This window comes from Marinilactibacillus sp. GCM10026970, assembly GCF_042660675.1.
GTDB lineage: Bacteria > Bacillota > Bacilli > Lactobacillales > Carnobacteriaceae_A > Marinilactibacillus.
This window is the reverse complement of sequence record NZ_JBHSUL010000012.1, coordinates 87309-113010: the sequence shown is the minus strand read 5'-3', so window position 1 is coordinate 113010 and position 25702 is coordinate 87309. Positions and strand designations below refer to the sequence as shown.

24 protein-coding genes are annotated in these 25702 nt (G+C 37.2%); 21 read left to right on the top strand and 3 right to left on the bottom strand.

What is annotated here, in order from left to right:
* Positions 1-81 precede the first annotated feature (81 nt).
* The 4 genes from prfB (at position 82) to ACFP65_RS04830 (ending at position 4502) form a co-directional block, all read left to right on the top strand.
* Positions 82-1192, top strand: a protein-coding gene (prfB, locus tag ACFP65_RS04845; RefSeq protein ID WP_379916421.1) for a peptide chain release factor 2 whose coding sequence is annotated in 2 segments (ribosomal slippage) — positions 82-153 and positions 155-1192 — 1110 coding nt in all. Because the reading frame shifts where the segments join, the coding sequence is not laid out codon by codon here.
* 434 nt (positions 1193-1626) lie between these two features.
* Complete coding sequence (gene ftsE, locus ACFP65_RS04840; RefSeq protein ID WP_379916419.1) at positions 1627-2313, top strand: cell division ATP-binding protein FtsE; 687 nt, start codon at positions 1627-1629, stop codon at positions 2311-2313.
* Positions 2303-3190 (top strand): permease-like cell division protein FtsX, encoded by an 888-nt coding sequence (gene ftsX, locus ACFP65_RS04835; RefSeq protein WP_379916417.1) that lies wholly within the window; start codon positions 2303-2305, stop codon positions 3188-3190. Before ftsE ends, ftsX begins: the two co-directional genes overlap by 11 nt.
* An 85-nt stretch (positions 3191-3275) precedes the next feature.
* Entirely contained in the window at positions 3276-4502 is a 1227-nt protein-coding gene (locus tag ACFP65_RS04830; protein WP_379916415.1) for an NlpC/P60 family protein, read from the top strand.
* 131 nt (positions 4503-4633) lie between these two features.
* Here ACFP65_RS04830 and ACFP65_RS04825 read toward each other — a convergent pair whose 3' ends face one another.
* Together ACFP65_RS04825 and ACFP65_RS04820 are read right to left on the bottom strand one after the other, a co-directional pair.
* Positions 4634-5338 (bottom strand): LrgB family protein, encoded by a 705-nt coding sequence (locus ACFP65_RS04825; protein ID WP_379916413.1) that lies wholly within the window; start codon positions 5336-5338, stop codon positions 4634-4636.
* Positions 5338-5715, bottom strand: a complete 378-nt coding sequence (locus ACFP65_RS04820) for a CidA/LrgA family protein (protein ID WP_379916411.1) — start codon at positions 5713-5715, stop codon at positions 5338-5340. The genes ACFP65_RS04825 and ACFP65_RS04820 overlap by 1 nt, the downstream gene beginning before the upstream one ends.
* Before the next feature lie 188 nt (positions 5716-5903).
* Between ACFP65_RS04820 and ACFP65_RS04815 the strand changes: the two genes are divergently transcribed.
* The 17 genes from ACFP65_RS04815 to ACFP65_RS04735 all read left to right on the top strand — a co-directional run bounded on the left by ACFP65_RS04815 (position 5904) and on the right by ACFP65_RS04735 (position 25150).
* Complete coding sequence (locus tag ACFP65_RS04815) at positions 5904-7106, top strand: PDZ domain-containing protein (RefSeq protein WP_379916409.1); 1203 nt, start codon at positions 5904-5906, stop codon at positions 7104-7106.
* Positions 7107-7178: 72 nt separating this feature from the next.
* Complete coding sequence (locus ACFP65_RS04810; protein ID WP_379916407.1) at positions 7179-7889, top strand: response regulator transcription factor; 711 nt, start codon at positions 7179-7181, stop codon at positions 7887-7889.
* On the top strand, positions 7886-9682 hold the full coding sequence (gene pnpS / locus ACFP65_RS04805) for a two-component system histidine kinase PnpS (RefSeq protein WP_379916405.1): 1797 nt from the start codon (positions 7886-7888) through the stop codon (positions 9680-9682). Before ACFP65_RS04810 ends, pnpS begins: the two co-directional genes overlap by 4 nt.
* 170 nt (positions 9683-9852) lie before the next feature.
* Positions 9853-10512: an HD domain-containing protein gene (locus ACFP65_RS04800; RefSeq protein WP_379916403.1), complete on the top strand. Its 660-nt coding sequence runs from the start codon at positions 9853-9855 to the stop codon at positions 10510-10512.
* A 156-nt stretch (positions 10513-10668) separates the two neighbouring features.
* The gene (uvrA, locus tag ACFP65_RS04795) at positions 10669-13527 is read left to right on the top strand and encodes an excinuclease ABC subunit UvrA (protein WP_379916401.1); all 2859 of its coding nucleotides are present in this window, start codon (positions 10669-10671) and stop codon (positions 13525-13527) included.
* Between the two features lie 242 nt (positions 13528-13769).
* Complete coding sequence (gene liaX, locus ACFP65_RS04790; protein ID WP_379916399.1) at positions 13770-15518, top strand: daptomycin-sensing surface protein LiaX; 1749 nt, start codon at positions 13770-13772, stop codon at positions 15516-15518.
* 30 nt (positions 15519-15548) lie between these two features.
* Positions 15549-15854, top strand: coding sequence for a PspC domain-containing protein (locus ACFP65_RS04785; RefSeq protein ID WP_379916397.1), 306 nt, complete (start codon positions 15549-15551; stop codon positions 15852-15854).
* Positions 15855-15856: 2 nt separating this feature from the next.
* The gene (locus tag ACFP65_RS04780) at positions 15857-16192 is read left to right on the top strand and encodes a phage holin family protein (RefSeq protein ID WP_327757546.1); all 336 of its coding nucleotides are present in this window, start codon (positions 15857-15859) and stop codon (positions 16190-16192) included.
* Between the two features lie 271 nt (positions 16193-16463).
* Positions 16464-17402, top strand: a complete 939-nt coding sequence (gene hprK, locus ACFP65_RS04775) for an HPr(Ser) kinase/phosphatase (RefSeq protein WP_379916395.1) — start codon at positions 16464-16466, stop codon at positions 17400-17402.
* Between the two features lie 18 nt (positions 17403-17420).
* Complete coding sequence (gene lgt / locus ACFP65_RS04770; RefSeq protein WP_379916393.1) at positions 17421-18293, top strand: prolipoprotein diacylglyceryl transferase; 873 nt, start codon at positions 17421-17423, stop codon at positions 18291-18293.
* 29 nt (positions 18294-18322) lie between these two features.
* The gene (locus ACFP65_RS04765; RefSeq protein ID WP_379916391.1) at positions 18323-19015 is read left to right on the top strand and encodes an HAD-IA family hydrolase; all 693 of its coding nucleotides are present in this window, start codon (positions 18323-18325) and stop codon (positions 19013-19015) included.
* Complete coding sequence (locus ACFP65_RS04760; RefSeq protein ID WP_379916389.1) at positions 19012-20013, top strand: NAD(P)H-dependent glycerol-3-phosphate dehydrogenase; 1002 nt, start codon at positions 19012-19014, stop codon at positions 20011-20013. The genes ACFP65_RS04765 and ACFP65_RS04760 overlap by 4 nt, the downstream gene beginning before the upstream one ends.
* Positions 20014-20159: 146 nt before the next feature.
* The gene (gene galU / locus ACFP65_RS04755; protein WP_379916387.1) at positions 20160-21098 is read left to right on the top strand and encodes a UTP--glucose-1-phosphate uridylyltransferase GalU; all 939 of its coding nucleotides are present in this window, start codon (positions 20160-20162) and stop codon (positions 21096-21098) included.
* A 209-nt stretch (positions 21099-21307) separates the two neighbouring features.
* Positions 21308-21745, top strand: coding sequence for a tetratricopeptide repeat protein (locus ACFP65_RS04750; RefSeq protein WP_379916385.1), 438 nt, complete (start codon positions 21308-21310; stop codon positions 21743-21745).
* 87 nt (positions 21746-21832) lie between these two features.
* Positions 21833-22786, top strand: a complete 954-nt coding sequence (gene trxB / locus ACFP65_RS04745; protein ID WP_379916383.1) for a thioredoxin-disulfide reductase — start codon at positions 21833-21835, stop codon at positions 22784-22786.
* 235 nt (positions 22787-23021) lie between these two features.
* Positions 23022-24755, top strand: a complete 1734-nt coding sequence (locus tag ACFP65_RS04740; RefSeq protein ID WP_379916381.1) for a phospho-sugar mutase — start codon at positions 23022-23024, stop codon at positions 24753-24755.
* Between the two features lie 200 nt (positions 24756-24955).
* Positions 24956-25150 carry a YgaP family membrane protein gene (locus tag ACFP65_RS04735; RefSeq protein WP_379916379.1) on the top strand — a complete coding sequence of 65 codons (195 nt, stop codon included), beginning with the start codon at positions 24956-24958 and terminating at the stop codon, positions 25148-25150.
* 65 nt (positions 25151-25215) lie between these two features.
* On the opposite strand, the gene ACFP65_RS04730 is transcribed toward ACFP65_RS04735, so the two are convergent.
* Complete coding sequence (locus tag ACFP65_RS04730) at positions 25216-25584, bottom strand: winged helix-turn-helix transcriptional regulator (RefSeq protein WP_379916377.1); 369 nt, start codon at positions 25582-25584, stop codon at positions 25216-25218.
* Positions 25585-25702 lie beyond the last annotated feature (118 nt).

Here is a 25702-nt window from a genome sequence, read left to right as displayed (position 1 = left end):
TATAAGGATTTATTGTGATTTCCTGAGGACTTATTTTTTGCAAGAGGGATTTTTCTACCATAAATCTAGGAGGCTATAACAATGGAAATCAGTGATATTAGAAATTCAATTCAAGCCGCAAGTCAGAAAGTTTCTGACTTCAGGGGGTCTCTTTGACTTAGAGACAATGGAAGTCGACATTGCAGAATACGATGAACAGATGTCAGATCCATCATTTTGGAATAACCAACAAGCCGCTCAAAAAGTTATTGATGAAGCGAATACAGTCAAAAGTACCTATAATGCATTTCGTTCTATGGAAGAACAAGTTGAAGAGTACAAAATGATGATGGAGATGCTTGAAGAAGAAAGCGATGCAGGTCTGCGAGCTGAACTTGAACAAGGTGTAGAGTCTCTTGAAAAAGAAATCGAGCAGTTTGAACTTGAAATGCTACTCAGCGAACCATACGATAATAATAATGCTATTTTAGAAATTCATCCAGGTGCAGGTGGTACAGAGTCTCAGGACTGGGGCGAGATGCTTTATAGAATGTATACAAGATGGATTGACAAAAGAGGCTTTTCTTATGAAATACTAGATTATCAAGATGGAGAAGAAGCTGGTATCAAAAGTGTTACGATACTCATAAAAGGGTTGCATGCATACGGGCTTTTGAAAGCAGAAAAAGGTGTTCATCGTTTAGTTCGTATTTCTCCTTTTGATTCAAGTGGTCGTCGACATACGTCTTTTGTTTCTATAGAAGTGTCGCCTGAAATAGATGATGACATCGATATTGAAATCAACCCAGATGATATTCGTGTAGACACGTATCGAGCAAGTGGTGCAGGTGGACAACACATCAACAAAACAGAATCAGCCGTAAGGTTGACACATAAAGAAACCGGATTGGTAGCAGCCAGTCAAGCGGGGCGTTCTCAACTAGCAAACAAAGAAACCGCAATGAAGATGCTGAAAGCGAAGTTATATCAAAAACAACTTGATGAAAAAGCACAAGAAATGGCCGCTATAAGAGGCGAGCAAAAAGAAATTGGCTGGGGATCTCAAATTCGATCCTATGTTTTCCATCCATATTCTATGGTAAAAGATCATAGAACGAATGAGGAAACTGGAAACATAGATGTTGTAATGGATGGGGACCTTGACCGTTTCATCGAAGCCTATTTACGTTCTTTAATTAATACAGCTGAATAATTTAAAAGGGCATTACAGTGAGTTTTTAAGCTGTAATGTCTTTTTACATTTATTACGAAACCGAGAAGTGTCAAATTTTAGACATACTTTTGAGAGGAGGATTTTAACACAACTGTAACATTAGTTTTTTCAATAATGACCATTTTAAATACGTTTTAAGAATGAAAGTGGAGAGTTTTTACTGTTTTATGCCGTAAATTTATCTAAAAGTGGTTTTAAGAGAACTTTAAGTAGGGTATTAGTTTCTTTTTTGAGTCGTTAACTCAAGAAGTATGACTTTTTGAAATATGATTGTAATTGGATTAAAACAGACTTCTTTTCAACCAATGATATACTAGGAAAGGCTTGAGAAATCTTAAGGGTTTCGCAAAGGAGTCTCAACATGCCTACCAGGTTTCGATGACTTTAAAACAAAATAGATAGGTGAGTATATAATGATAGAAATGTCTAATGTTTACAAGAAATACTCAAATGGTATCACAGCTATTAATGGGTTGGACGTTCGTATTGAGCAAGGAGAGTTCGTTTACGTTGTTGGTCCAAGTGGAGCAGGTAAATCTACTTTCATTAAAATGATTTATAGAGAAGAAGTTCCAACCAAAGGAACAGTTAAAGTAGGCGAATTTGATCTTGCTACTTTGAAACCTAAAAAAGTTCCCCATTTGAGAAGACACGTTGGTGTAGTTTTCCAAGATTTCAAACTATTACCAAGATTGACAGTATACGAGAATGTTGCATATGCAATGCAAGTACTAGAAAAAAATCCCAAACAAATTCAAAAACGCGTACTAGAAGTTCTTGAGTTAGTTGGATTGAAACACAAAGTTAGAATGTTCCCGAATGAGCTATCCGGTGGTGAGCAGCAAAGAATTGCGATTGCTAGAGCAATTGCAAACATGCCGCGCGTACTGATTGCTGACGAGCCGACAGGTAATTTGGATCCTGAAACAGCTTGGGGCATTATGGAATTACTAGAAGAAATTAATAATCAAGGTACAACAGTTATCATGGCAACTCATAATAGTGAAATCGTGAATCGTGTGAGACACAGGGTTTTAGCAGTTGAAAACGGACGTATTGCCCGAGATCAAGAGGAAGGGGAATACGGATATGAAATTTAGAACAATCAAGCGTCATATTGTAGAATCACTAAGAAGCATTGTACGTAATGGTTGGATGACATTGGCAGCGGTCAGTGCAGTAGCGGTAACCTTACTTCTAGTAGGAAGTTTTATCGCAATGTTGATGAACGTAAACAAAATCGTTTCAGATATTGAAAATGATGTCAGTATAAGAGTTCACGTCGACCTTGCAGCTGAAGAAGCAGATAGAGATAATCTACGAGCGAGTCTTGAAGGATTAAATAATGTTGAATCTGTAGAATTCTCTAGTAGAGATACTGAATTAAATAATGTTATCGGAAGTTACGGAGATGCCTTTGGACTATTCGATGGGGACAATAACCCTTTGTATGATGTCTTTGTAGTCAATACAAATACTCCAGAACAAACCTCAGAAGTTGCGCAAGAAGCAGAAACACTTGATTATGTTGCTGACGTAAACTATGGAGGATCAGATGCAGATCGTTTGTTTGAAGTAACAAGTGTTGTGAGAAATGTTGGAGCAATTGTAATTATCGCATTGATCTTTACAGCGGTATTCCTTATTGCAAACACAATCAGAATTACGATTTTCTCGAGAAGAACAGAAATCGAGATTATGAAACTAGTTGGTGCTTCAAACTGGTTTATCAGATGGCCTTTCTTAATCGAAGGAGCATTGATTGGATTATTTGGATCACTAATTCCAGTAGGAATTATATCTTATGTCTATCTTCAAGGGTACGATACTTTAATGAATGCATTGCAAGGAACCTATTATTCCTTGTTAGAACCTAACCCATTCCTGATTTTACTTGTAGCTTTGCTACTTGGAATCGGAATCATCATCGGAAGTTTAGGATCAGCTTTATCTATTAGAAAATTCTTGAAAGTTTAAAATCATAGTGAACGAGAAAGTCATTTTTCTCGTTCACTCGTACTACATAGTGTTAAAAAAAACATAATAGAAAGAGGAAAATAACTTGAATAAGAAATCAATCTTGAAATTAACTTTAGTAGCATCTTTAGGACTTACTTATCTTGTAACACCAGCTATGCCAGTATTCGCTTCACCAGAAAGTGAATCTGAGTTTAATCAAAAATTAGAAGACCTTTCTAAAGACCAAAACGAAGCTGAAAAAGAATTAGAAGCTGTCGCTTCTAAAATTTCTGAGCAAGAAGCCTCATTAAACACGCTTATGGGCGAAATGGAAGAAACGAATACGACTTTGACTCGGTTAAAAGAAGAAATCGATACATTGAACACAGTTATTGCTGATCGCGAAGTGAAATTAGAAGAGCAAGCAAGAGCTGTTCAGGTAACAGGAGATTCTAAATCAGTCTTGAACTTTTTAATGGAATCTGAATCATTAGGAGATATTATTGGAAGACTAGACGTTGTAAATACAATCGTTTCAGCAAACCAAAATTTGATCCAGCAACAAATAACTGACAAAGAAGAAGTGGTTTCTAAAGAAAAAGAAACCTTAGCACAACAAGAAGAGCAAACATTAAGAGCAGCAAAAATGGAAAGTCAAAAAGCTGAGCTTGAAGAAGAACAAGCAAACCAAGAACGTTTAGTTGCTTCTATCGCAGCTGAAAAGTCTGATGTTGTAGAAGAAAAAGAAGCTTTCCTTGCTGAGCAAAAAGCTGCTGAAGCATTAGTACAAGAGTTACAAGCTGCTAGAGCAGCTGCTGCTGAAACAACGACCATTGCTGTTTCTAATACAACAGAAACTGAAACAGCTGACGCTGAAGAAGTCGTTAGTACTTCTTCAAGTGATTCAAATCAAGTGTCTGAAACAACTCCAGAACCGGCAAAAGCGCCTGAAGCAAATGTACCAGCTCCTTCAAACGGTGGATCTATTACTGGGATTGCTCACGGACTTAAAGGTGTACGTTATTCATTTGGTGGCGGTACGCCAGCAGGATTTGATTGTTCGGGATTTGTACAGTATGTTTTCCGTCAAGCAGGACGTAGTATTACAAGAACAGCTGCTGGACAATACAGCGCAACTACAAGAATTTCTCAATCTCAAGCACAACCAGGCGATTTGATTTTCTTTAATCAAGGTGGATCTATTGATCACGTTGGAATTTATTTAGGTGGCGGAAGCTTTATCGGAGCGCAAACATCTACAGGTGTTGCAGTTGCTTCCTTTACTTCAGGATACTGGTCTAACTATGTGGCTGGATTTGGACGTCCTTAATTAAACAGAAATTTACGATAGTACTAATTTAAAATACAAAAAAGGTTAGTCCAGATACAGTTAACAGAACTGTATTCGGACTAACCTTTTTCTTTTAATTGAATCACATTTGGTAAAAACTTGTCTAAAAATCAAAACGAAAGATGATAGATATAATTGGTTAAAGGTGCCAGTAAGACGTAAGCAATACCTGTCAGGATGATGGAAAGACCTGACATTGCGCCATGAACATCTCCTAGTTCAATAGCTTTAGATGTGCCCATAGCGTGGGCACCGCTTCCGAGCGCAACACCTTGAGCAATTGGGTCTGTAATATGAGTAAGCTTGAAAAGTAGCGGTCCGAGCACCGAGCCTAAAGTTCCAGTTACGATAACCAGCGTAATGGTTAAGGATTCTATCCCACCCAGAGAGTCTGAAACACTAATCGCAATAGCAGTGGTGATGCTTTTCGAGAAAAAAGAAGCAAAAACTTGCTGATCAAATTTGAATAAAATCATAAAGAATATGATGACAAGTGTATGCGCAATCGTACCGATGCCGACGCCCAACAAGATAGAAGGATAATGCTTCTTCAAATAGCGGAAATTTTTTTCTAGTATAATCGCTAATGAAACTGTAGCAGGCGTAATCAGTGTATGAATAAATTCTCCACCGATTAAAAATGTCTCGTATTCTATATCGAACAGAATCAGTAAACTAATAATTGTAATAATAGAAAATATTAACGGTGTAAAGATAGGATAAGGCCAACGATTGTGTAGATGATGCCCTATAGCGTAAGCCATTATGGTCAACAATAGACCGAACATAGGGGTATTTGTAAGTATTTCTTTCATTAAATTTCCTCAGTTTCTTTTGGTCTACGAGAGTGTCTTCGTTTTTTTGATAGTTCAATGGTTTTTCCAACAACAATCATGACAGCTGAAGTTGAAATCAAAGAAATGATTGCAATCTGCCACCAAATAGAAGCAATCAATTCAAAGTGAATCATTAAACCCACTGCAGCCGGCACAAATAGAATGGCCATATTTTGCGTTAACCAGGTACCTACAGTTTCTACTTTTTCCATTTTCAGTAAGCCAAAATGTAGAGATAAAAATAATAAAATCATACCAATTACGCTTCCCGGAACAGCAAAAGGCATAAGGTATGAGAGGAGTTCACCAAGCACAGAATAAAATAAAATCCAACCCAACTGTTGCAATAGTTTCATACAAATCACTCCTTGAATAAACTTGTTCGAAGATACTTAATCTAAACAGTATAGCATAGAGAAATCTGATCAAAAAGACCTTTACAGACTAAAGATGAAATCGTCTGATAAATTCAAACCAATGCATAACTTTTTCATAAGATGTGTTAAAATAATAGTGAAAGAAAAATAAGAAAGGTGTAAATTAAATGAATATATTGCAAAGTTTGCTACTCGCTTTTGGACTATTTTTTATTCAGCCACTATTTTTAGTTGGTGTAGCATTAGTTCTATTAGCAAAAAGTAGAAGAATTAGTTACGACCGTAAGCAACTACGAGCGACAATCTATAAAGATAACTTTGAAATTAAACGATTTTTAGTATGGGGACTTCTTCCTGGGCTCCTGTTATCGGCGTTAACGGTGTTTGCAGGGATGCCTGTTACACTTGACTGGATCATACTTTACCAGATCGTTACGATCTTATCCTTGGGATTAGGTTACCGATTTATTCATCCTATATTCACTTTTTCAGTCACCAGCTTGGTGCTCTTGGCCTTAACTTATTTTGGAGTTACTACAGATCAATTTTTCTCCATGCCTGAAAACTGGTACAGCCCACTCAATCAAGGATTACCAGTAGCGTTCGAATTGACTCAAGTAAGCTTTATTATTGCATTATTATTATTACTAAGCACTGTACTGGTTCTCCAGGCAGGAAATATGTCTAAATTTATCCCTAGATTTTTAGCAACAAAACGAGGGAAACTAGTTGCCAAATACCGTATGACGCCTTTTTGGCTCGTACCTTTATTACTCGTTATTCCAGGAGAAGGATTTAGACCTTTCTTTGACTGGTGGCCAGTCTTTTCTATAGGTAATCAGACCTATTCCTTTTTCTTACTGCCAGTTTTAATGGGACTAAGATATACGGTTCAGGCTCAAATACCTAAAGAAGCCAAAGAACGTCTATTAAAAGATTTTCTTGGATTGTCAGTAGCGGGAATGGTTTTATTCGCTTTAACATTCTGGTTAAAAGAATTTGCGATTTTTGGATTACTCGTACTGATGATAGGTGGAGTTTTTGTACTGTATCGTCACCGTAAGCGTGAGCAGAAGTGGAGTTTCCGCTTTGGTCCAGCTGAACAAGGTTTGAGAGTCATCGCAATCAGACCGGGAAGCCCCGCTGAAAAGATGGGCGTGGGTATTGGAGATGCACTATTAGAATGTAACGAGCGACAGCTTCACACAATAGAAGATTTAAATGAATCGTTATTCTTAAATCGTGCTTATTGTCACTTGAAAGTGAACAGAATCGATAATGAAATCGTTCTATCAGAAACAGCTATTTATGAAGATGATCCACATGATCTTGGATTAATTACGCTTGAAGAAATTAAACTTGTTAAATAATTAGCTCAGAATAGAAGGTCTACCTTCTATTGATCAAACTAGTTTTATACGAAAGGATTGGGATTGTAAACTATGAAAAGAGTTTTAATTGTCGAAGATGAACAGTCGATCGTCAAATTGTTATCGTATAATTTAGAAAAAGAAGGTTATCAGGTTACAGCATCCTTGGATGGAGAAGAAGGATATGAGATGGCGAGTACAGGTTCATATGACCTAATTATTCTAGATTTAATGTTACCTTCTAAAGATGGAATCGATATCTGTAAGGGACTTAGACAAGAAAAAGTAGATACACCGATTATCATGTTGACTGCAAAAGATTCTGAGATCGATAAAATCATTGGTCTTGAAATTGGAGCAGACGATTACATGACAAAACCTTTCAGTCCAAGAGAAGTCCTTGCACGTATGAAGGCTATTTTCAGAAGATATGAGAAAGTCAGTGAAGTTGAAACAGAGGCTCAAAACGAGCCTGAAAAATCCATTATTCTTAAAGACGTCGAAATCTTCCCTGAACAGTATGAAGTCCGCTTAAAGGGAGAGGCGATTGAATGCACGCCTAAAGAATTTGATTTACTTCTTTATATGGCAAGACGACAGAATCGGATTTTGAGTAGAGAACAGTTGTTGAATGCAATATGGGATTATGATTTCGCAGGTGAAACCAGAATTGTAGATGTTCATATCAGTCATTTAAGAGAAAAAATAGAAGAAGATACAAAGAACCCTCAATATATCAAGACAGCAAGAGGATTTGGTTATAAACTTGAGGAACCTAAATGAAACAGCTAAGAGGAAGAATTCTTCTCTTTTTCCTTGCGATGTTTGGTGTTTTTTCTATTATTTTCTTCTATATCTCTTCGAATGTGTTTGTGCAACAAGGTCTTGAACAACAAGGTGAAGATCTAAAGGCACAACTTGTAACGCTTCAGAGTCAATTAAATGATACGGTTGATTCAGAACAAGATCTAGATGAACTGATAACAGGACTGGAAAAAGCAGCAGAAGCTGTCTCTGAAAGAATTACACTTGTAGATCTTTCAGGAAATGTCATTTATGATTCGCATGCTGATCAAGACACGGTCGAAAATCATTTGGATCGACCAGAGATTCAATCGATTTTAAATGGTGACGGTATAAGTACGTATGACCGTGTTAGTACAAGCACAGAAGACTTAAGATACTATACTGCAGCTCCTTTACTAAGTACGGATGGAGAAACTGTAGGGATTTTAAGATTATCAAAACGAGTAGAAGAAATGACAGGTGTTACAGATGAGTTAATTCGATTCTTACTGGTTTTTATAGCAACTTCACTTTTACTTACAGTACTGTTCACTTACTACTGGACTAGAAGAATCGGCGATCCTATTGAAGAGATTAAACAGATAACTAATAAATTGTCTCACCAGAAATACGGTACGCGTTATCGGTCGACTTCTTATCATGAAATTGATGATCTTGGAGAAACAATCAATGATCTTGCCGGCAATCTGGAGTCACAAATGCAGGAAATCAAGCAAAATGATAAACGGATGCGCGAATTAATCAACCATCTAGTCATCGGCGTTATGGTCTTGAATGAGAATAGAGAAATTATCATGGTCAATCCGATTATGAATGAAATATTAGGCGAAAATCTTTACGGAAAAATAGGTCATAGCTACTTGGAAGTCTTTAAAAGTTATGGACTAAATCAATTGATTGAATCGGCTTTTGATAAAAATGAACTTCAAAATCGAGAAATCTCTTTGTTTCTGCAAGATGAAAGAATTGTGGATACCAATATTGTCCCAATACCTGGACGTATTCAAGGAACGACCAATTTTATTGTACTATTATATGATATAACAGAAATTAGAAGACTCGAGAAAGTTCGAACCGACTTTGTAGCAAATGCTTCTCATGAATTGAGAACACCTATAACGGCTTTAAAAGGATTTAGTGAAACTTTACTGGATGGAGCGCTAGAAGACCGAGAAGTCCTCGTTGAGTTTTTGGAGATTATGTTGAAAGAAAGCAGTAGACTAGACTTAATGGTGCAAGACATTTTACAGTTATCTAAACTGGAGCAAAAACAAGTAAGAATGAATGTTGAACCCATTGAAGCTAAATCAGTCGTAAAAGAAGTTTTTCAAATTTTGCAGCAAAAAGCAGAATTAAAAGAAATGGAACTTTCTATAATAGATCATGAAACTGTTTCTTTAGAAGTGGATCATGATCAGTTAAAACAAATTATATTGAATCTTGTAGGGAATGCAGTGTCTTATACGCCTGAAAAAGGAAAAGTAGAAGTAGAAATGACTTATCTGAATCAGGAAGCGGTCATTAAAATTCGAGACAATGGTATTGGTATTCCACAGCAAGAACAATCAAGAATCTTCGAGAGATTTTACAGAGTCGATAAAGCCCGTAGCAGGAATGCTGGTGGAACTGGGCTTGGATTATCAATCGTAAAATACCTTGTTGAGAATTTGAACGGACATATAGAATTAGTCAGTGAGGTAGGAAAAGGGACAACGTTTGAAGTTTATTTACCGATTATATTCAAAAATCTATCAAGTCAAAAACATTAGAAGGAAAACCAGCCTATTCATAAGGGCTGGTTTTTTGTTGAATCGTGATAATTGCTTTATAGGATTAAAGCATATTACAATAAATAAGAAGTTGCATTTTATGATCTTAACTGATAATATAGTGAAAATTTATTCTGAAAAGTACAAAATAAGGAAAGAGAGATGATCAAATGGGAATGCATGAGTATTTTAAAAGTTTAAGTGATTTGGAAAAAATTAATCGTTGTCCAGGAAAATTCAAATATGAAGAGCATTCTGTTGCAGCACACTCTTTCAAAGTGACTAAAATTGCTCAATTCCTCGGAACTGTAGAGGAAAAAGCTGGAAAAGAAGTAGACTGGCGTTCACTTTATGAAAAAGCACTAAATCATGACTATACAGAAATTTTCATTGGAGATATTAAAACACCTGTTAAATATGCTGATCCTGATTTAAGAGAAAGATTGGGCACAGTAGAAGAAACAATGGCACATCATTTTATTGATCAAGAGATTCCGGAAGAATTTCAAGAAGTTTATCGCAATCGATTCAAAGAAGGCAAAGATGATTCTTTAGAAGGCAAAATCTTATCCGTAGCCGATAAAGTCGATTTATTATATGAGTCTTTTGGAGAGATTCAAAAAGGAAATCCTGAATCCTTATTTACAGAGATTTACGAAGAATCTCTAGTTACTATCCTTGAGTTCAAAGAATTAGATAGTGTACAGTACCTGCTTAAGGAAATTTTACCCGATTTGATCAGTGGCGAATTCACAAATCAGGCGGAATTAGAACGAAGAACGAGTAAGATCCTAAAAGAGCGAAATACGGAACAAACATTCGCTAATTGAGAACATATGTGCTATAATGGACTAGAAAGAAGAGGTAAGGGAGCAATCCGCTTGCCTCTTCGTTTTGTGAATCATCAAAGTATAAATAACCGCATAAGCCCGATTCAGAAATTCGTTGAAGCAGGCTAGACTTTAGTAGAGGGAATGATTTGATAAATGAGTAACGATAAAATTGTAGTTCGTGGTGCACGCTCACACAATCTCAAAGACATCGATGTAACGATACCACGTGATAAATTTGTTGTCATGACAGGTCTATCTGGTTCGGGAAAAAGTTCCCTAGCGTTCGATACGCTGTATGCTGAAGGTCAGCGTAGATACGTAGAATCTCTTTCAGCCTACGCGAGACAGTTTCTTGGGCAAATGGATAAACCAGACGTTGATAGTATTGATGGATTGAGTCCAGCTATTTCTATTGATCAAAAAACAACGAGTAACAATCCTAGATCGACAGTTGGTACAGCTACAGAAATTAACGATTACATGAGATTGATGTATGCGCGTATTGGAACACCGTTTTGTCCAAATGATGGTACAGAAATCTCAAGCCAGTCTGTAGAACAAATGGTTGATCAGATTATGGATAGTCCTGAAAAAACAAAGATTCAAATTTTAGCACCTATCATCAAAGGGAAAAAAGGTCAGCATAAAAAAGCGCTCGACAAAATTAAGTCTCAAGGATTTGTTCGTTTAAGAGTCAATGGAGAAATGATGGATATTGGAGACGATATCGAACTTGAAAAAAACAAGAAACACACAATTGAAGTTGTAGTAGATAGAATCGTAATCAAAGAAGGTATACGCTCACGTCTATTTGAGTCAGTGGAATCTGCTTTAGGATTAGCAGAAGGCTTTGTGATCGCTGATTTTATCGGAGATAGAGAAGAGTTATTCAGTGAACACTATGCTTGTCCGAAGTGTGGGTTTACACTACCAAAAGTTGAACCTAGACTCTTTTCATTTAACGCGCCCTTTGGAGCTTGTTCTGCCTGTGACGGACTTGGAACAAATTTAGAAGTTGATATGGATTTGGTTATACCGGATCAGTCTTTATCTATAGATGATGGTGCGATTATACCTTGGAATCCAATTAGCTCAAATTACTATCCGCAGATGCTCTCACAAGCTTGTGAGCACTTTGGAATCAAAACGGATATTCCATTCGAGGAAATGCCTGAAGCAGACAGAGATATTGTGTTAAATGGATCTAAAGATAAAAAATTCCATTTCCATTACAAAAATGACTTCGGTAGTGTCAGAGACACTATGATTCCCTTTGAAGGGATCTTGCCGAATGTTGCCAGAAGATATAAAGAAACGAACAGTGATTTCACTAGAAATCAGATGCTTCAATATATGACCGAACTGGAATGTCCAGTTTGTAAAGGGAAAAGGTTGAATAGAGAAGCTTTATCTGTAAAAGTACTTGGAAAAGATATTGGTGAGGTTAGTGGGTTTTCTATTGAAGAGGCACATAAATTCTTCGATAAAATGGATTTATCTTCTCGTAATACTACGATTGCTTTGCCTATTCAAAAAGAAATTCTTGATCGCTTAAGATTTTTGAAGAATGTTGGGTTAGATTATCTTACACTTAGTCGTAAAGCGGGAACTTTATCTGGTGGAGAGGCTCAGCGTATACGACTAGCAACGCAAATTGGGTCAAATCTTTCTGGGGTGTTATATATCCTTGATGAACCTTCAATAGGATTACACCAAAGAGACAATAATCGCCTGATTGATTCACTTAAAAATATGCGTGATTTAGGAAACACACTAATTGTTGTTGAACATGATGAGGACACGATGCGTGCGGCAGACCACTTAATCGATATTGGTCCTGGCGCAGGAGAACACGGTGGAAACATCGTTGCAAGTGGAACGCCTGAAGAGATTGAGAATAACAAAGACTCGTTAACGGGTGCTTATTTGTCTGGAGAGAAATTTATTGCTGTTCCTGAAACACGTCGTTCAGAAGATTTAGGAGCGGTCGTGATTAAAGGCGCTAAAGAAAACAACTTAAAAAATGTGGATGTTACCTTTCCGCTTGGACGATTTACTGCTGTGACTGGAGTATCAGGATCAGGCAAAAGTTCTCTGGTAAATGGTATTTTAAGAAAAGCTTTATCTAGAGAAGTCGGACGTTCCAAAGTCAAACCGGGCTTGCACACAAGTATCAGTGGATACGAAGATATTGAAAAAATTATTAATATCGACCAGAGCCCTATTGGACGGACACCTAGAAGTAATCCGGCAACGTATACAAGTGTTTTTGATGACATCAGAGATTTATTTGCCAAAACAAATGAAGCGAAGATGCGCGGCTACAAAAAAGGTCGCTTTAGTTTTAACGTAAAAGGTGGACGCTGTGAAGCTTGTAGAGGGGATGGTATCTTGAAGATTGAGATGCACTTCCTTCCTGATGTATACGTACCTTGTGAAGTTTGTCATGGAACGAGATACAACTCAGAGACATTAGAAGTTAAGTACAAAGGTAAAAGTATTGCAGAAGTGCTTGAAATGAATATTGAAGAAGCAGCAGAATTCTTCGAGAATGTACCGAAGATTTCAAGAAAAATGCAAACGATTATTGATGTCGGTCTGGGCTATATGACACTTGGACAGCCAGCAACAACCCTGTCTGGTGGAGAAGCTCAGAGAATGAAACTAGCTAGTGAGTTGCATAAGAGACAAAGTGGTCATAACTTCTATATTTTAGATGAGCCGACAACAGGTCTTCACGCAGATGATATTTCTAGATTGATTGTCGTACTAGATCGACTTGTAGAAGCGGGGAACACTGTTTTAGTCATTGAACACAATCTGGATGTCATTAAAGTAGCAGATTATGTGATTGATCTTGGGCCTGAAGGCGGAGCCGGTGGCGGTACGATTCTTGCAACAGGTACACCAGAAGAGTTAGCAGAAGTAAAAGAAAGTTATACAGGATATTACCTTAAAGAAGTACTCGATAAAGAAACCACCCGTAAAGAAAAGCTCAAAAGTAAAAACTAAGTTATTTAAAACCTTCAGAGGGTATCCTTTGGAGGTTTTTTGCTTCGCTTGGTATGATTTGATTAAATAAATTAACCTTCAAATATCAGTCGTAAGTCCTATGACTTTTTTTTCGATCTGTTGCATACTATAGATACGGGTAGAAGAAAGCCTCTATTCTAATTGTAGTTAACAGAAAGTTAAAAATACTGTAATAACCAATTGACGACAAAGTAGTGAAGAATCGAATGGGAGGAAAAAACATGCAAGAGAGAGAACGAATTTTAGAATTAGTTAAAAGTGGTGTCATCTCAACTCAAGAAGGTTTAGATTTACTAGAGTCTTTAGTTAAAAAAGAAAACAAGAAAAGTGAGTACAAAGAATTTGATCAAAGTGATTCATTTAATGAAACAATGGATGGGGAAGAAGAAACAGAATTTGTTTCTGCGGATGATCAAGAAACAGAAGATTCAGAAGAAGTTGAAAAAGCAGAACGCAATGTTGAGTTGGAAAAAGAGCTAGAAAGCTTAGCAACTGAAATCAATCAGTATTCTGTTGAACTGGATCAAGTAAACAATACTTTGTCAGAAACAAAAAGAACATTAGACAATAAAAAAGCAGAGCTTTATCACTTGCAAGAAGGTTCAAAAGAAAGAAAGAGTCAAGAACGTTCAGAAATCGAAACGGACTTAAAGAACTTAGAAAAAGAACTATCATTGATTCAAAAAATCGATGAATTAGACAATACAGAGGCTGTAGCAGAATTAAAAGCTGATATCCAATCTAAACATGACGCATTAACGGAATTAGATGAAAGACAAGAGCCGGGAACAGCTGAAAGAATGCATACGCTAAGAGAAGAAATCAGCGAATTAGAAGGCACGTTCGAGAACGTACAGAAACAAAAAATTTCGGTTATGAAACAACTTCATGCCACTAAAATGAAACAGTGGACCAATAAGGCCAAACAAGTTTCTGAAAGAATTGAAATTCCAGAAAACTGGAAAGACGAAGCATCTGAAACTCTTAATAAAGCTGGAAAGCAACTTGAAATAAGTGGAAAAGAATTGGGTAAATTTATTCGTGAGTCTGTTTCTTCGACAATGAAGAGCGATACTGCGAAGTCTGTAAAAGGGTCATTTAATTCAGCTCTTGAAAATTTTGACTGGAAAGATATTAATATCAGAGTGCCTAAACTAGCTTCTACTAATTTTGAACACGAGTGGACATTTGAAAATACTACAGCAAGCATTCTAGACTTTAAATTAGCAAACGGTAAGCTTAAACTTAAAACAAGCTCAGATGACACAATCAAGGTTTCTGCAAAAGTTAAACTTTATGGTAAAATAGATGAAGAAACTCCATTAGAAGCTTTCGAAGAACGTAGTCAAATTGAACTGGACGAAGATAAATTTGTCTTCCACGTTCCGAACAAACGTATAGAAGCAATCGTCACAATTTCTTTACCTAAACGTGTTTATGATTACACTTCTATCAAATTGTTAAATGGAGATGTTCAATTTAAATCTTTTAAAGGTAAAGATGTGTTTGTAAAATCTACGAATGGAAATATGACATTCAAAGATACGAATGCGGTAATGTTAGAAGTTAAAGGAACAAACGGGACGGTTCAAGTTCAAGACTCTGATATTAGAGATTTCCTTGTCAGTACAGTTAGTGGTTCAATCGTATTTAATGGAGCACCGTTAAGTGCGGACGTATCTACTACTAACGGAGAAGTTAAATTGACGTTGAACAACAAGGAAATGACTCGAATCAAAGCGAGTTCTGTGAACGGAAGTGTTAAAATCGCTATTCCAAAAGAGCTAGATATCGAAGGCGAAGCAAAAACAGTCTTTGGAGTAGTGAAATCAAGATTATCTGATATTGATGTACAGTCAAAACAAGATACCAAACTTAAATTCAATCGAATCAGACAAGGAAAAGCACTTCAACTGACAGCTCAGACAACTTCTGGAAATATTCTTTTGAAAGATACAGACAGAGCATAAATTTAATCAAATTAAAGGTGGTTCAGTACAATGGGAAATTTAAGAAAATCTAAAGATAATTCGGTTATTTTCGGAGTCTTGGGCGGCGTAGGAGAATATTTTAATGTTGACCCAGTACTCTTACGCGTCATCGTAGTTGTCGCAACTTTTGCGGGAGTAGGTTTAACGGTTCCGTTATATCTGTTTGCTGCTTTGCTAATGCCTGATGGTAAAAGTTCTAAAAAATCAGGAACTTACCACACATTTAACGATCGTCCTAATCCGTTTTCTGGCGTTAAACCGTCACAGAGAAAAGAAGCTGAAAAAGTGGACGAGGATGACTGGAGTGACTTTTAATTATGAAATGGTGGCAAAAAATTCTTGCTAACACGATTATATTTCTAGCGTTAGCTGGATTTCTGGATGGATTTAGAATTGCGACTTGGGAAACGGCTTTAATTGCAGCTGTAGTTTTTGCTGGATTAAATTTATTCGTTAAACCTGTTCTAGTGATTCTATCCCTTCCGATCACTTTTTTGACGCTAGGACTTTTTTACTTCGTGATTAATGGTTTAATGCTCTGGTTTACTGCATCATTGGTGAGTGGATTCGAATTTAGTTCTTTCGGTATGTCACTGATTGTTGCTTTGGTCGTATCTGCATTAAATGCATTTTTCAGTAGCGGGTATGAGTAAAATGCCTAGCTTTGAGCATTAAAATAAATTATGTGTAGCCTTCAGAGTCAGTTCGTTAGCTGATTCTGAAGGTTTTTTTATTGCATGATTATGTATCGTTCTCTTGATTTATTCACTATAAACCATACATCAATTGTGATATGATGTAAGTGCTTATTCATTTTATAAGTGGAATTTGACTCGATATAAAAGTGTATAAATCTTATAAAATCATGGTTCAATGCAAAACGTTTTTTAGTATAAGCATTCAATCTGAGTAAAGGAGCTTAACATGGCGAACACAGTTACAATAAAACAACTAGTTGAAGCAATGAGTGATATTCATGTCGTTGTCGGAGAAGAGAACCTTGAACGAAAAATCACGATTAGTGATTTATCTAGACCGGCACTGGAACTTACGGGATATTTTAGCTTTTATCCTCAAAATAGAATACAGTTATTAGGTAGAACAGAATTGTCTTTTGTTGAGCGTATGACAAGTGACGAACGCTATATTATCATGAAAAGAATGTGTCAAGGAGATACTCCAGCATTTTTAGTTTCGAGAAATCAGGAGCCACCAAAAGAACTGATCAAGGCGGCTTCAGAAAAGGGGATTCCTGTTCTAGTCTCTACTAGACCCACAACCAGACTTTCTTCTAATGTTACAAACTTTTTGGAAGAACGACTGGCAGAAAGAATTTCTCAACACGGCGTATTAGTAGATATCTACGGTATGGGTGTATTAATTATTGGAGATTCTGGAATCGGAAAATCAGAGACCGCTTTGGAACTGGTTCAGCGAGGGCATCGCTTAGTTGCTGACGACCGTGTGGAACTTTACATGATGGATGAGAACCGTATTATTGGTGAGCCACCTGAAATCCTGCGTAATCTAATTGAAATTCGAGGAATCGGAGTCATTGATGTCGTGAATTTATTTGGGGTTGGATCAATCCGTTCGAGCAAGACCGTTGATTTGGTTATGAATTTAGAGCATTGGGATCGCAACCGTCAGTACGATAGACTAGGAAATAACCTTGAAAATATGAGGTTCTTTAACGTGGATGTACCTAAGTTATCTATTCCAGTTCGTATTGGTCGAAATCTATCAATCATTATTGAGATCGCTGCAATGAATATCAGAGCGAAACAAATGGGATACGATGCAACCGAAACATTTGAACGTAATTTAGGACAGTTGATTAAGAAAAATTCGCAAGATATTTAATATGGAGGATTCAATAATATGAGTGTTAGTTTAGGAGCGATTGATCCAATTGCTTTTCAGTTTGGACCATTAAGGGTGGCTTGGTATGGAATCATTATTGTATTCGGTATGTTTGTTGCCGTTTGGTTGAGTATCAAAGAAGGTGAGAAAAGAGGAATCGAAGAAGACTTTATAGTTGATTTGGCTTTTCGAATCATTCCAGCTGGTCTGATTGGTGCACGGCTATACTATGTGCTCTTTGAGCTGGATGTTTACCTCCAGGACCCTATTCGTATCTTCTATATATGGGAAGGCGGTATCGCGATCTACGGGGGATTATTAGCAGGATTTGCAACGCTCGTCTGGTATACCAAAAAGAAAGATATAGCTGTCTGGCTTTTACTAGATGTGCTTGCGCCTCACGTTATGATTGCTCAAGCAATTGGTCGTTGGGGAAATTTTGTGAACCAAGAAGCTCATGGTGGAGAAGTTGCGCGGTCGTTTCTAGAACGATTGATGTTACCCAATTTTATTATTGAACAAATGAACATACAAGGTACGTATTACCATCCAACCTTCCTATATGAATCGTTATGGAACCTAGCTGGTTTTATCATCTTAATGGTTGTCCGTAGTAAAGATGGAATTCTCAGAAGAGGTGAAACTGCACTAGGATATGTAGCTTGGTATAGTCTGGGTCGCATTTGGATAGAAGGTATGCGGACAGATAGTTTGTATATCGGACCATTACGTGTCTCTCAAGTCCTTTCTGGTGTCTTACTCGTCGTGGCGGTATCACTGATTCTTTACAGAAGATTCTATGTGTATCCAACACCACCTTATTACACAGAAGGCATGCTACCTGAAAGAACATTTGCAGAAAAAAAGAAAAAATCTGAATTAAAAAAATAAAAAGATTGTAGCTTAGAAAGGAGATCCATTTGGAATATACAGCAGCATTATTTGATTTCGATGGCACGTTGGCCAACTCGAATGAGTTGATCAACCGTACTCACCTGACGATTTTGGAAGAACTTTTTCCAGGAGAATATACACTTGATTCGGTTCGACAATTCAATGGACCGTCCCTTACAGAGGTTTATGGGACATTAATTCCCGACCGAGCAGAAGAAATCATTCATCGTTACCGCATGCTTAATTCTGACTTGCACGATGGTATGATTTCTTTATTTGATGGAGTCTTTGAGGAATTGAAACAGTTGAAGAAAAGCGGTGTAAAATTAGCAATTGTATCAACTAAACGCAATGATATGATTGAAAGGGGTATTGAAGTTTTAGGTCTACAAGGCTTGTTTGATATCGTTATTGGATCAGACTCCTACACGTGTTTTAAGCCAAATCCTGAACCCGTTTATAGAGCTCTTGCAGCATTAAATGTTCATCATAATCAAGCTATTATGATTGGCGATAATAATCATGATATTGAAGCTGCCACAAATGCAGGGATTCCAAGTGTATTTGTGGAATGGTCTCAAAAGACCACCGCAGAAATTGCACCGTATAATCCCACTTATAGTGTGAAGAGTATGTCAGAATTAACAGAATTGATTTTAGGGAGCTCAAAAGAGCAACTGGATACGACTAATGAGTTAGAGGGGGCGCCTAAACAGTGAACACAAAAGTAGCTGTTTTGGGAGCTGGATCATGGGGGACAGCTTTATCCAAAGTTCTTTTAGAAAATGGACATCAAGTAAACCTTTGGAGTCGTAATCAAACTCAAGTTGATGAAATAAACGAATATCATACGAATCAGTCTTACCTTCCAGGTTCAACGTTACCTGAGAATTTAAGAGCAACAACAGATCTTAAGTTGGTAGTAGAAGCAGCAGACGTGATCGTTTTTGTTGTGCCAACAAAGGCGATCAGAGACTTGGCTAAACAAGTCAATAACTTTATCAGTAGTCCAAAGCTCATCGTTCATGCATCAAAAGGACTGGAACAAGCATCTCACAAAAGAATTTCTACCATACTGGAAGAAGAGATTTCTTTTGTAAATAGAAGGGCAGTCGTTGCTCTATCCGGACCAAGTCATGCTGAAGAAGTTATGTCAGAAGATTTAACGACAATAACAGCAGCATGTGAAGACGAACAGAGCGCAAAAACGGTTCAAGCCTTATTTTTAAACGACTATTTCAGAGTGTATACAAACCGAGATATAATAGGTGTTGAAATTGGTGCGGCACTAAAAAACATCATAGCTGTAGGAGCCGGAGCAATTGCAGGAATGGGTTTTGGAGATAACGCTAAGTCCGCATTGGTCACAAGAGGGCTTGCAGAAATCACCAGATTAGGTGTCGCTATGGGAGCTGAACCTTTGACCTTCATGGGACTTAGCGGTGTCGGTGATTTGATTGTAACTTGTACAAGTCCACACTCCAGAAACTGGAGGGCTGGAAATTTACTTGGAAAAGGACAGCAAGTAGAGACGATTTTAAATGAAATGGGTATGGTCGTTGAAGGAATTTCTACTACAAAAGCTGCCTATGAACTTGCTCAAGAGTATAAGATCGATATGCCAATCACAGAAGCCATCTATAAAGTAGTTTATGGTAACGCAGAAGTAAAATATGTTATACTGAATTTAATGCAGCGAGAAGGAAAATCAGAATAAACTCTGAGACCTTAACGAAGCGCAAAATAGTCAAAAAATACTGAATTTAAATGATCTAAATGATCTAAATGTAGGAGAAGGGCGAAAGCCTTTCTACATAATTATGCTATATGAAGGAGAACAGAATGGAAAAGGAGAAGAAAGAAATGAAAAAAGTCAGAAAAGCGATCATTCCAGCAGCAGGATATGGAACACGTTTTCTTCCAGCTACTAAAGCAATGCCAAAGGAAATGATTCCAATTGTAGACAAACCAACGATTCAATTTATCGTTGAAGAAGCAATTGCTTCAGGAATTGAAGATATTTTGATTATCACTGGAAAGCTTAAACGTCCAATCGAAGATCACTTCGATTCTAACCCTGAACTTGAAGAAAGCCTTAAAGCTAAAGGAAAACATGAATTGCTGAAACTAGTTGAAGAAACAACAGGGTTAAACTTGTATTTCGCTAGACAATCTTATCCTTTGGGATTAGGACATGCGGTTCTTCAAGCAAAAGCTTTTGTTGGTGATGAGCCTTTCGTAGTTATGTTAGGAGACGACGTAATGGCTGATGAAGTGCCTTTGACTAAGCAACTTATTGAAGGCTACGAAAAAACACATGCATCTAATATTGCTGTTATGCGTGTGCCACACGAAGAGACTTCTAGTTACGGAATCATTGATCCTGAAGCAGAAGCTGAAGAAGGTCTTTATAATGTTCGTAAATTTGTAGAGAAACCTCAACCAGAGGATGCACCAAGTGATCTAGCAATTATTGGTCGTTACCTATTAACACCACAGATCTTTGATTTACTTGAAAAACAAGAGCCGGGTGTTGGTGGAGAAATCCAATTAACAGATGCCATTGATGCACTGAACAAGACACAACGTGTTTTTGCTAAAGAATTTAAAGGTGACCGTTTTGATGTCGGTGATAAATTCGGGTTCTTGAAAACAACGATTCAATATGGTTTGACACATCCACAAGTTAAAGACAACTTGAAAAACTATATCGTTGAACTAGCAAAAGAGTTAGAAAACGGTGGCGGAGAAACCAAGATGGACGCTGAGTCACATGAATTAGAAGATAAAAAAGCAAAATAATTTCAAATGAAACATTGTCTGCTCAATGAAGTAGGCAATGTTTTTTATACGAAATCAAATTGAGGGATAAAAAAAGACGGAGATTTGATATACTATCCATATCTAAAATACGTCAGTAAGACATTTTCAAACTCAACTATTTACAATCAGTGGTAAAAGTTATACCATTGAAAGAGTTGTATTGATTGTTGACGAGGGGAGTGTGCTATATGAAACAAGCGGATGACCATCAGATTATTTCACTGATTCCCAATGCCAGAACCTATTATGGACGGGCAATGATCGCATATGAAAAAAAAGATTTAAAGAAAGCTGAAAAGCATTTTAAGACTGGACTCAGTCTTGCGGAAAATAAAGATGAAAGAATTTTCGGTAAAATTCAATTAACATTGATTTACCAGCATTCTTTCAGATTCGATGAATCTATCGCAGTACTCAATGAGGTTTTAGAAAAAGAATCTGAAAAGTATTATGATGTATACTTTTTTCAAGCAACCAATTATATCCATCTAAATGACTACAAAACTGCTGAAGCTATGCTGGATGTTTACAGAACTTCTAGGCAAAATGGAACCTATTCTGCTGAAGCAGATGAAATGAAAAAAATGATTGAACAACAATTGACAGAAAAGAATCATAAAGATTAAAACTTACTAAAAGTAAGTTTTTATAGTGGAATAAAAGAATTGATTTCCACTATAATAAGTACAGGAACAAGTGGGAGGGGCACTCTAATGGAAATTATTGAAAAAATATATGATGTTATTGTTATCGGCGCTGGTCCAGGAGGATTGACTGCAGGACTTTATGCTTCACGTTCAAATTTATCAACCTTAATGTTAGATCGTGGATTACCAGGCGGCCAGATGAACAATACGGCTGAAATTGAAAATTATTCTGGGTTCAGTAGTATCTTAGGACCTGATTTATCGACTAAAATGTATGAGGGTGCTCAGCAATTTGGTGCTGAATACGCTTATGGAGATGTTCAGGAAATTATTGATGGCAAAGAATACAAAGAAATCGTTACTTCAAGCAAGACTTTCCGCACACGTTCTATTATTTTGGCTACAGGTGCTGAGCATAAAAAGCTTGGTGTAACTGGAGAAGCAGAATTCAACGGTAGAGGTGTATCATACTGCGCGGTCTGTGATGGAGCATTCTTTAAAGGGAAACATGTTGTCGTTGCCGGTGGAGGAGATTCAGCGGTTGAAGAAGGCACTTACTTGACTCAGTTTGCCAGCAAAGTAACAATCGTTCACAGAAGAGATACTCTTCGTGCTCAAAAAATCTTGCAAGATAGAGCATTTAAAAATGAAAAAGTGGACTTTGTGTGGGACTCAGTTATTGAAGAAATCGAAGGGGACCAAGCTGTAAGTGGGGTCCGTATTCGCAATCTTAAAACTGGAGAAGTTTCTACTCTTGAAGCAGAAGGTACGTTTATCTATATTGGGATCTTACCTAACTCTGATCAATTCCGTTCATTGGGTATTACAGATGAAGAGGGATGGATTGAAACAGATGAAAAGATGGAATCAAAAGTACCAGGTATTTTCGCTATTGGAGACGTCCGTAAAACAGTCTTACGCCAAGTGGCTACAGCAGTTGGGGATGGATCTATTGCCGGAAACGCTGCGTACCAATATGTTGAGGAATTGAAAGAACAACTAGAAAAAACACACGCATAAATCACATGCATTTTAAACATTAACGATTAAACAGACTAAAAGTACAGAAATAGTGGTCGACGACAGTCGCGCATGCTAGTTCTGTACTTTTTTTGTATTGTTAAATACGATACAAACTAGTATAATGAAAGTTGTTATGAAAGCCTTTTATGTCAATATCATGCATAATATAAACAAAAATGGTACAATTATATCAATATAAAAATAAAAATGACTAAAAAGAGAGGTTTTAAAAATGAGCTGGCAGGAGACTTATACTACTTGGAAAAACTATGCTGATTTAGATTCCGATGTACTGAAAGATTTAGAAAAAAATAAACAGGACGAATCGAAACTAGAGGATGCTTTCTACGCACCACTGGAGTTTGGTACAGCAGGTATGAGAGGGATCATCGGTGCAGGGATTAATCGGATGAACATTTATACTGTTCGTCAAGCGACTGAAGGTTTAGCATTGTTTATTGAAAAAGAGCAAGGTGAAGAGGCTAAAAAACGTGGCGTTGCGATTGCATACGATTCACGTCATATGTCTAGAGAATTCGCGTTTGAATCAGCAAAAACATTAGGGGCTCATGGAATCAAGGCTTACGTATTCGAAAGTCTTCGTCCAACACCTGAGCTTTCATTTGCTGTTCGTCATCTTCAAGCTGCTGCCGGAATTATGATCACTGCTAGTCACAATCCTCCTGAATATAATGGATATAAAGTTTACGGAGAAGACGGTGGACAATTACCGCCTAAAGAAGCAGATGCACTGACCTCGCTTGTTAGAAGTGTAGAAGATGTTTTATCTATTGAAGTAGCAGATGAACAAGAAATCGCAAATTCAGGATTACTGGAAATCATAGGAGATAATGTTGATAAAGCATACTTAGAAGCTATGAAGACCGTAACGATTGATCCTAATTTGATTGAAAGAGTCGCGAAAGATCTAACGATCGTTTTCACGCCACTTCATGGTACAGGAAAGATGATTGGGGAAAAATCATTAAAACAAGCGGGATTCCGAAATGTGCACTTAGTTCCAGCACAAGCCGAACCAGATCCTGAGTTTTCAACGGTTAAATCACCAAACCCTGAAGATCCAGCAGCTTTTGAAATGGCGATTGAATTAGGTTGTGAAGTAGATGCAGACCTTCTAATCGCAACTGACCCAGATGCAGACCGTTTGGGAATGGCCGTTAGAACAGCAAAAGGACAGTATGAAGTCCTTTCTGGTAACCAAATTGCCAGCTTAATGCTAGATTATATATTGAAAGCACACCGTAAAACAGGGATTTTACCTAAAAATAGTGTGATTTTGAAATCAATCGTATCAAGCGATTTGCCTAAAGCCATTGCTGAAAAAAATGGTGTAAGAACGATTGATGTCCTAACAGGATTCAAATTTATCGCTGAAAAAATCAAGCATTTTGAAAATGATCAGTCTAGTACATTTATGTTTGGTTTTGAGGAAAGTTACGGTTATCTTATTCAACCATTCGTACGAGATAAAGATGCCATGCAAGCTCTTGTTTTATGTGCTGAAATGGCTGCATACCATAAAGAGCTTGGATATAGCTGTTTTGATGCACTTCAAGATCTTTATCACGAGCATGGACACTATAAAGAAAAAACCATTTCAATTACAATGGATGGTATTCAAGGTGCTCAAAAAATCAATGATTTGATGGATTCATTGAGAAATGATTCTCCAACTAGCTTTGGAAAAATCAAGATCCAAGAAATCGAAGATTTTAAAACGAGTAAACGTACAAACTGTGATGGAGAAGTAGAGACAATCGATATGCCTTCAGCAGATGTGTTGAAATATCGCTTAGTCGATTCTAGCTGGATTGCAGCGCGTCCGTCAGGTACAGAACCAAAAATCAAGTTCTATATCGCTGCCTTCGACGATTCAGGAGTAGCCGTTGAAGAGAAAATTGAATCATTTGAAAAAGCGATTCAATCAATTGTAGCGGATCAGTAAACTTACAACATAAGCCCTAGCGTACTCTGTTAAATCTCAGGGTACGCTAGGTTTTTTTGGTCGAATAAAGTCAGTTTATTTAATTTACAAGGGATTAAATTTAAATAAAGGGGAACGACTTAAGGGGTATTTCTTTTGGAATAACCACAAGTCTTTTATAATTAACCTATAGCCTTATAAGAATGAAAGGAAGTGAGCTTATGGACAAGAATGTTGGAGAAATGGAAAGTATTGCCCGCATCGTATTTGGAGCAGCGCTAGTCCCTAACTTGATTTTCACAAAAGGTATTGGGAAAGTATTAGGAGTCATTGGTATTGGATTGCTTGCATCAGGTAAAACTCAAAAGTGTAGTATGTATCAAGCAATGGGTAGAAGTACCTATGATGGTAAATAATCATTTGAACTCTTTATCTTAATAAAGGTAAAGAGTATGAAAAAAACCAGGCAGAAACCGCTGATTTAGGGTCTGTCTGGTTTTTCAGTTGTAGGAAAATTTGCTTCAAGGAAATCAGCATAATCCTCTCCCCAAGAGCAGATGGCGGATACTACGGGTTCTAGAGAACGTCCGATATCAGTCAGTGTATAATCGACTTTTGGTGGAACTACAGGGTAGATGGTCCGGTAAATAATTTGGTCTTCTTCTAGTTCCCGTAATTGGCGGATCAGCATTCGCTGGTTGATGTCAGGAAATGTTTTCTGGAGTTCACTTAACCGTAAGGAAGGATGGTTCAAAAGTGCCCAGATCAGACTAATTTTCCATCTACCGCCTACAACCGACAAAGCGAGGTCTTTACTAGTGTGAAATGATTTATTTTTAAATTCTATCATGTGATTGCATCCTTTCTACTCAAGACATTTTTGTAGTGACAAAAATGTCAGTATTCACATTGACTGTATTATACAATACAATTAGACAGAACGATATAAAAGAAATAGAGAGAAAGAG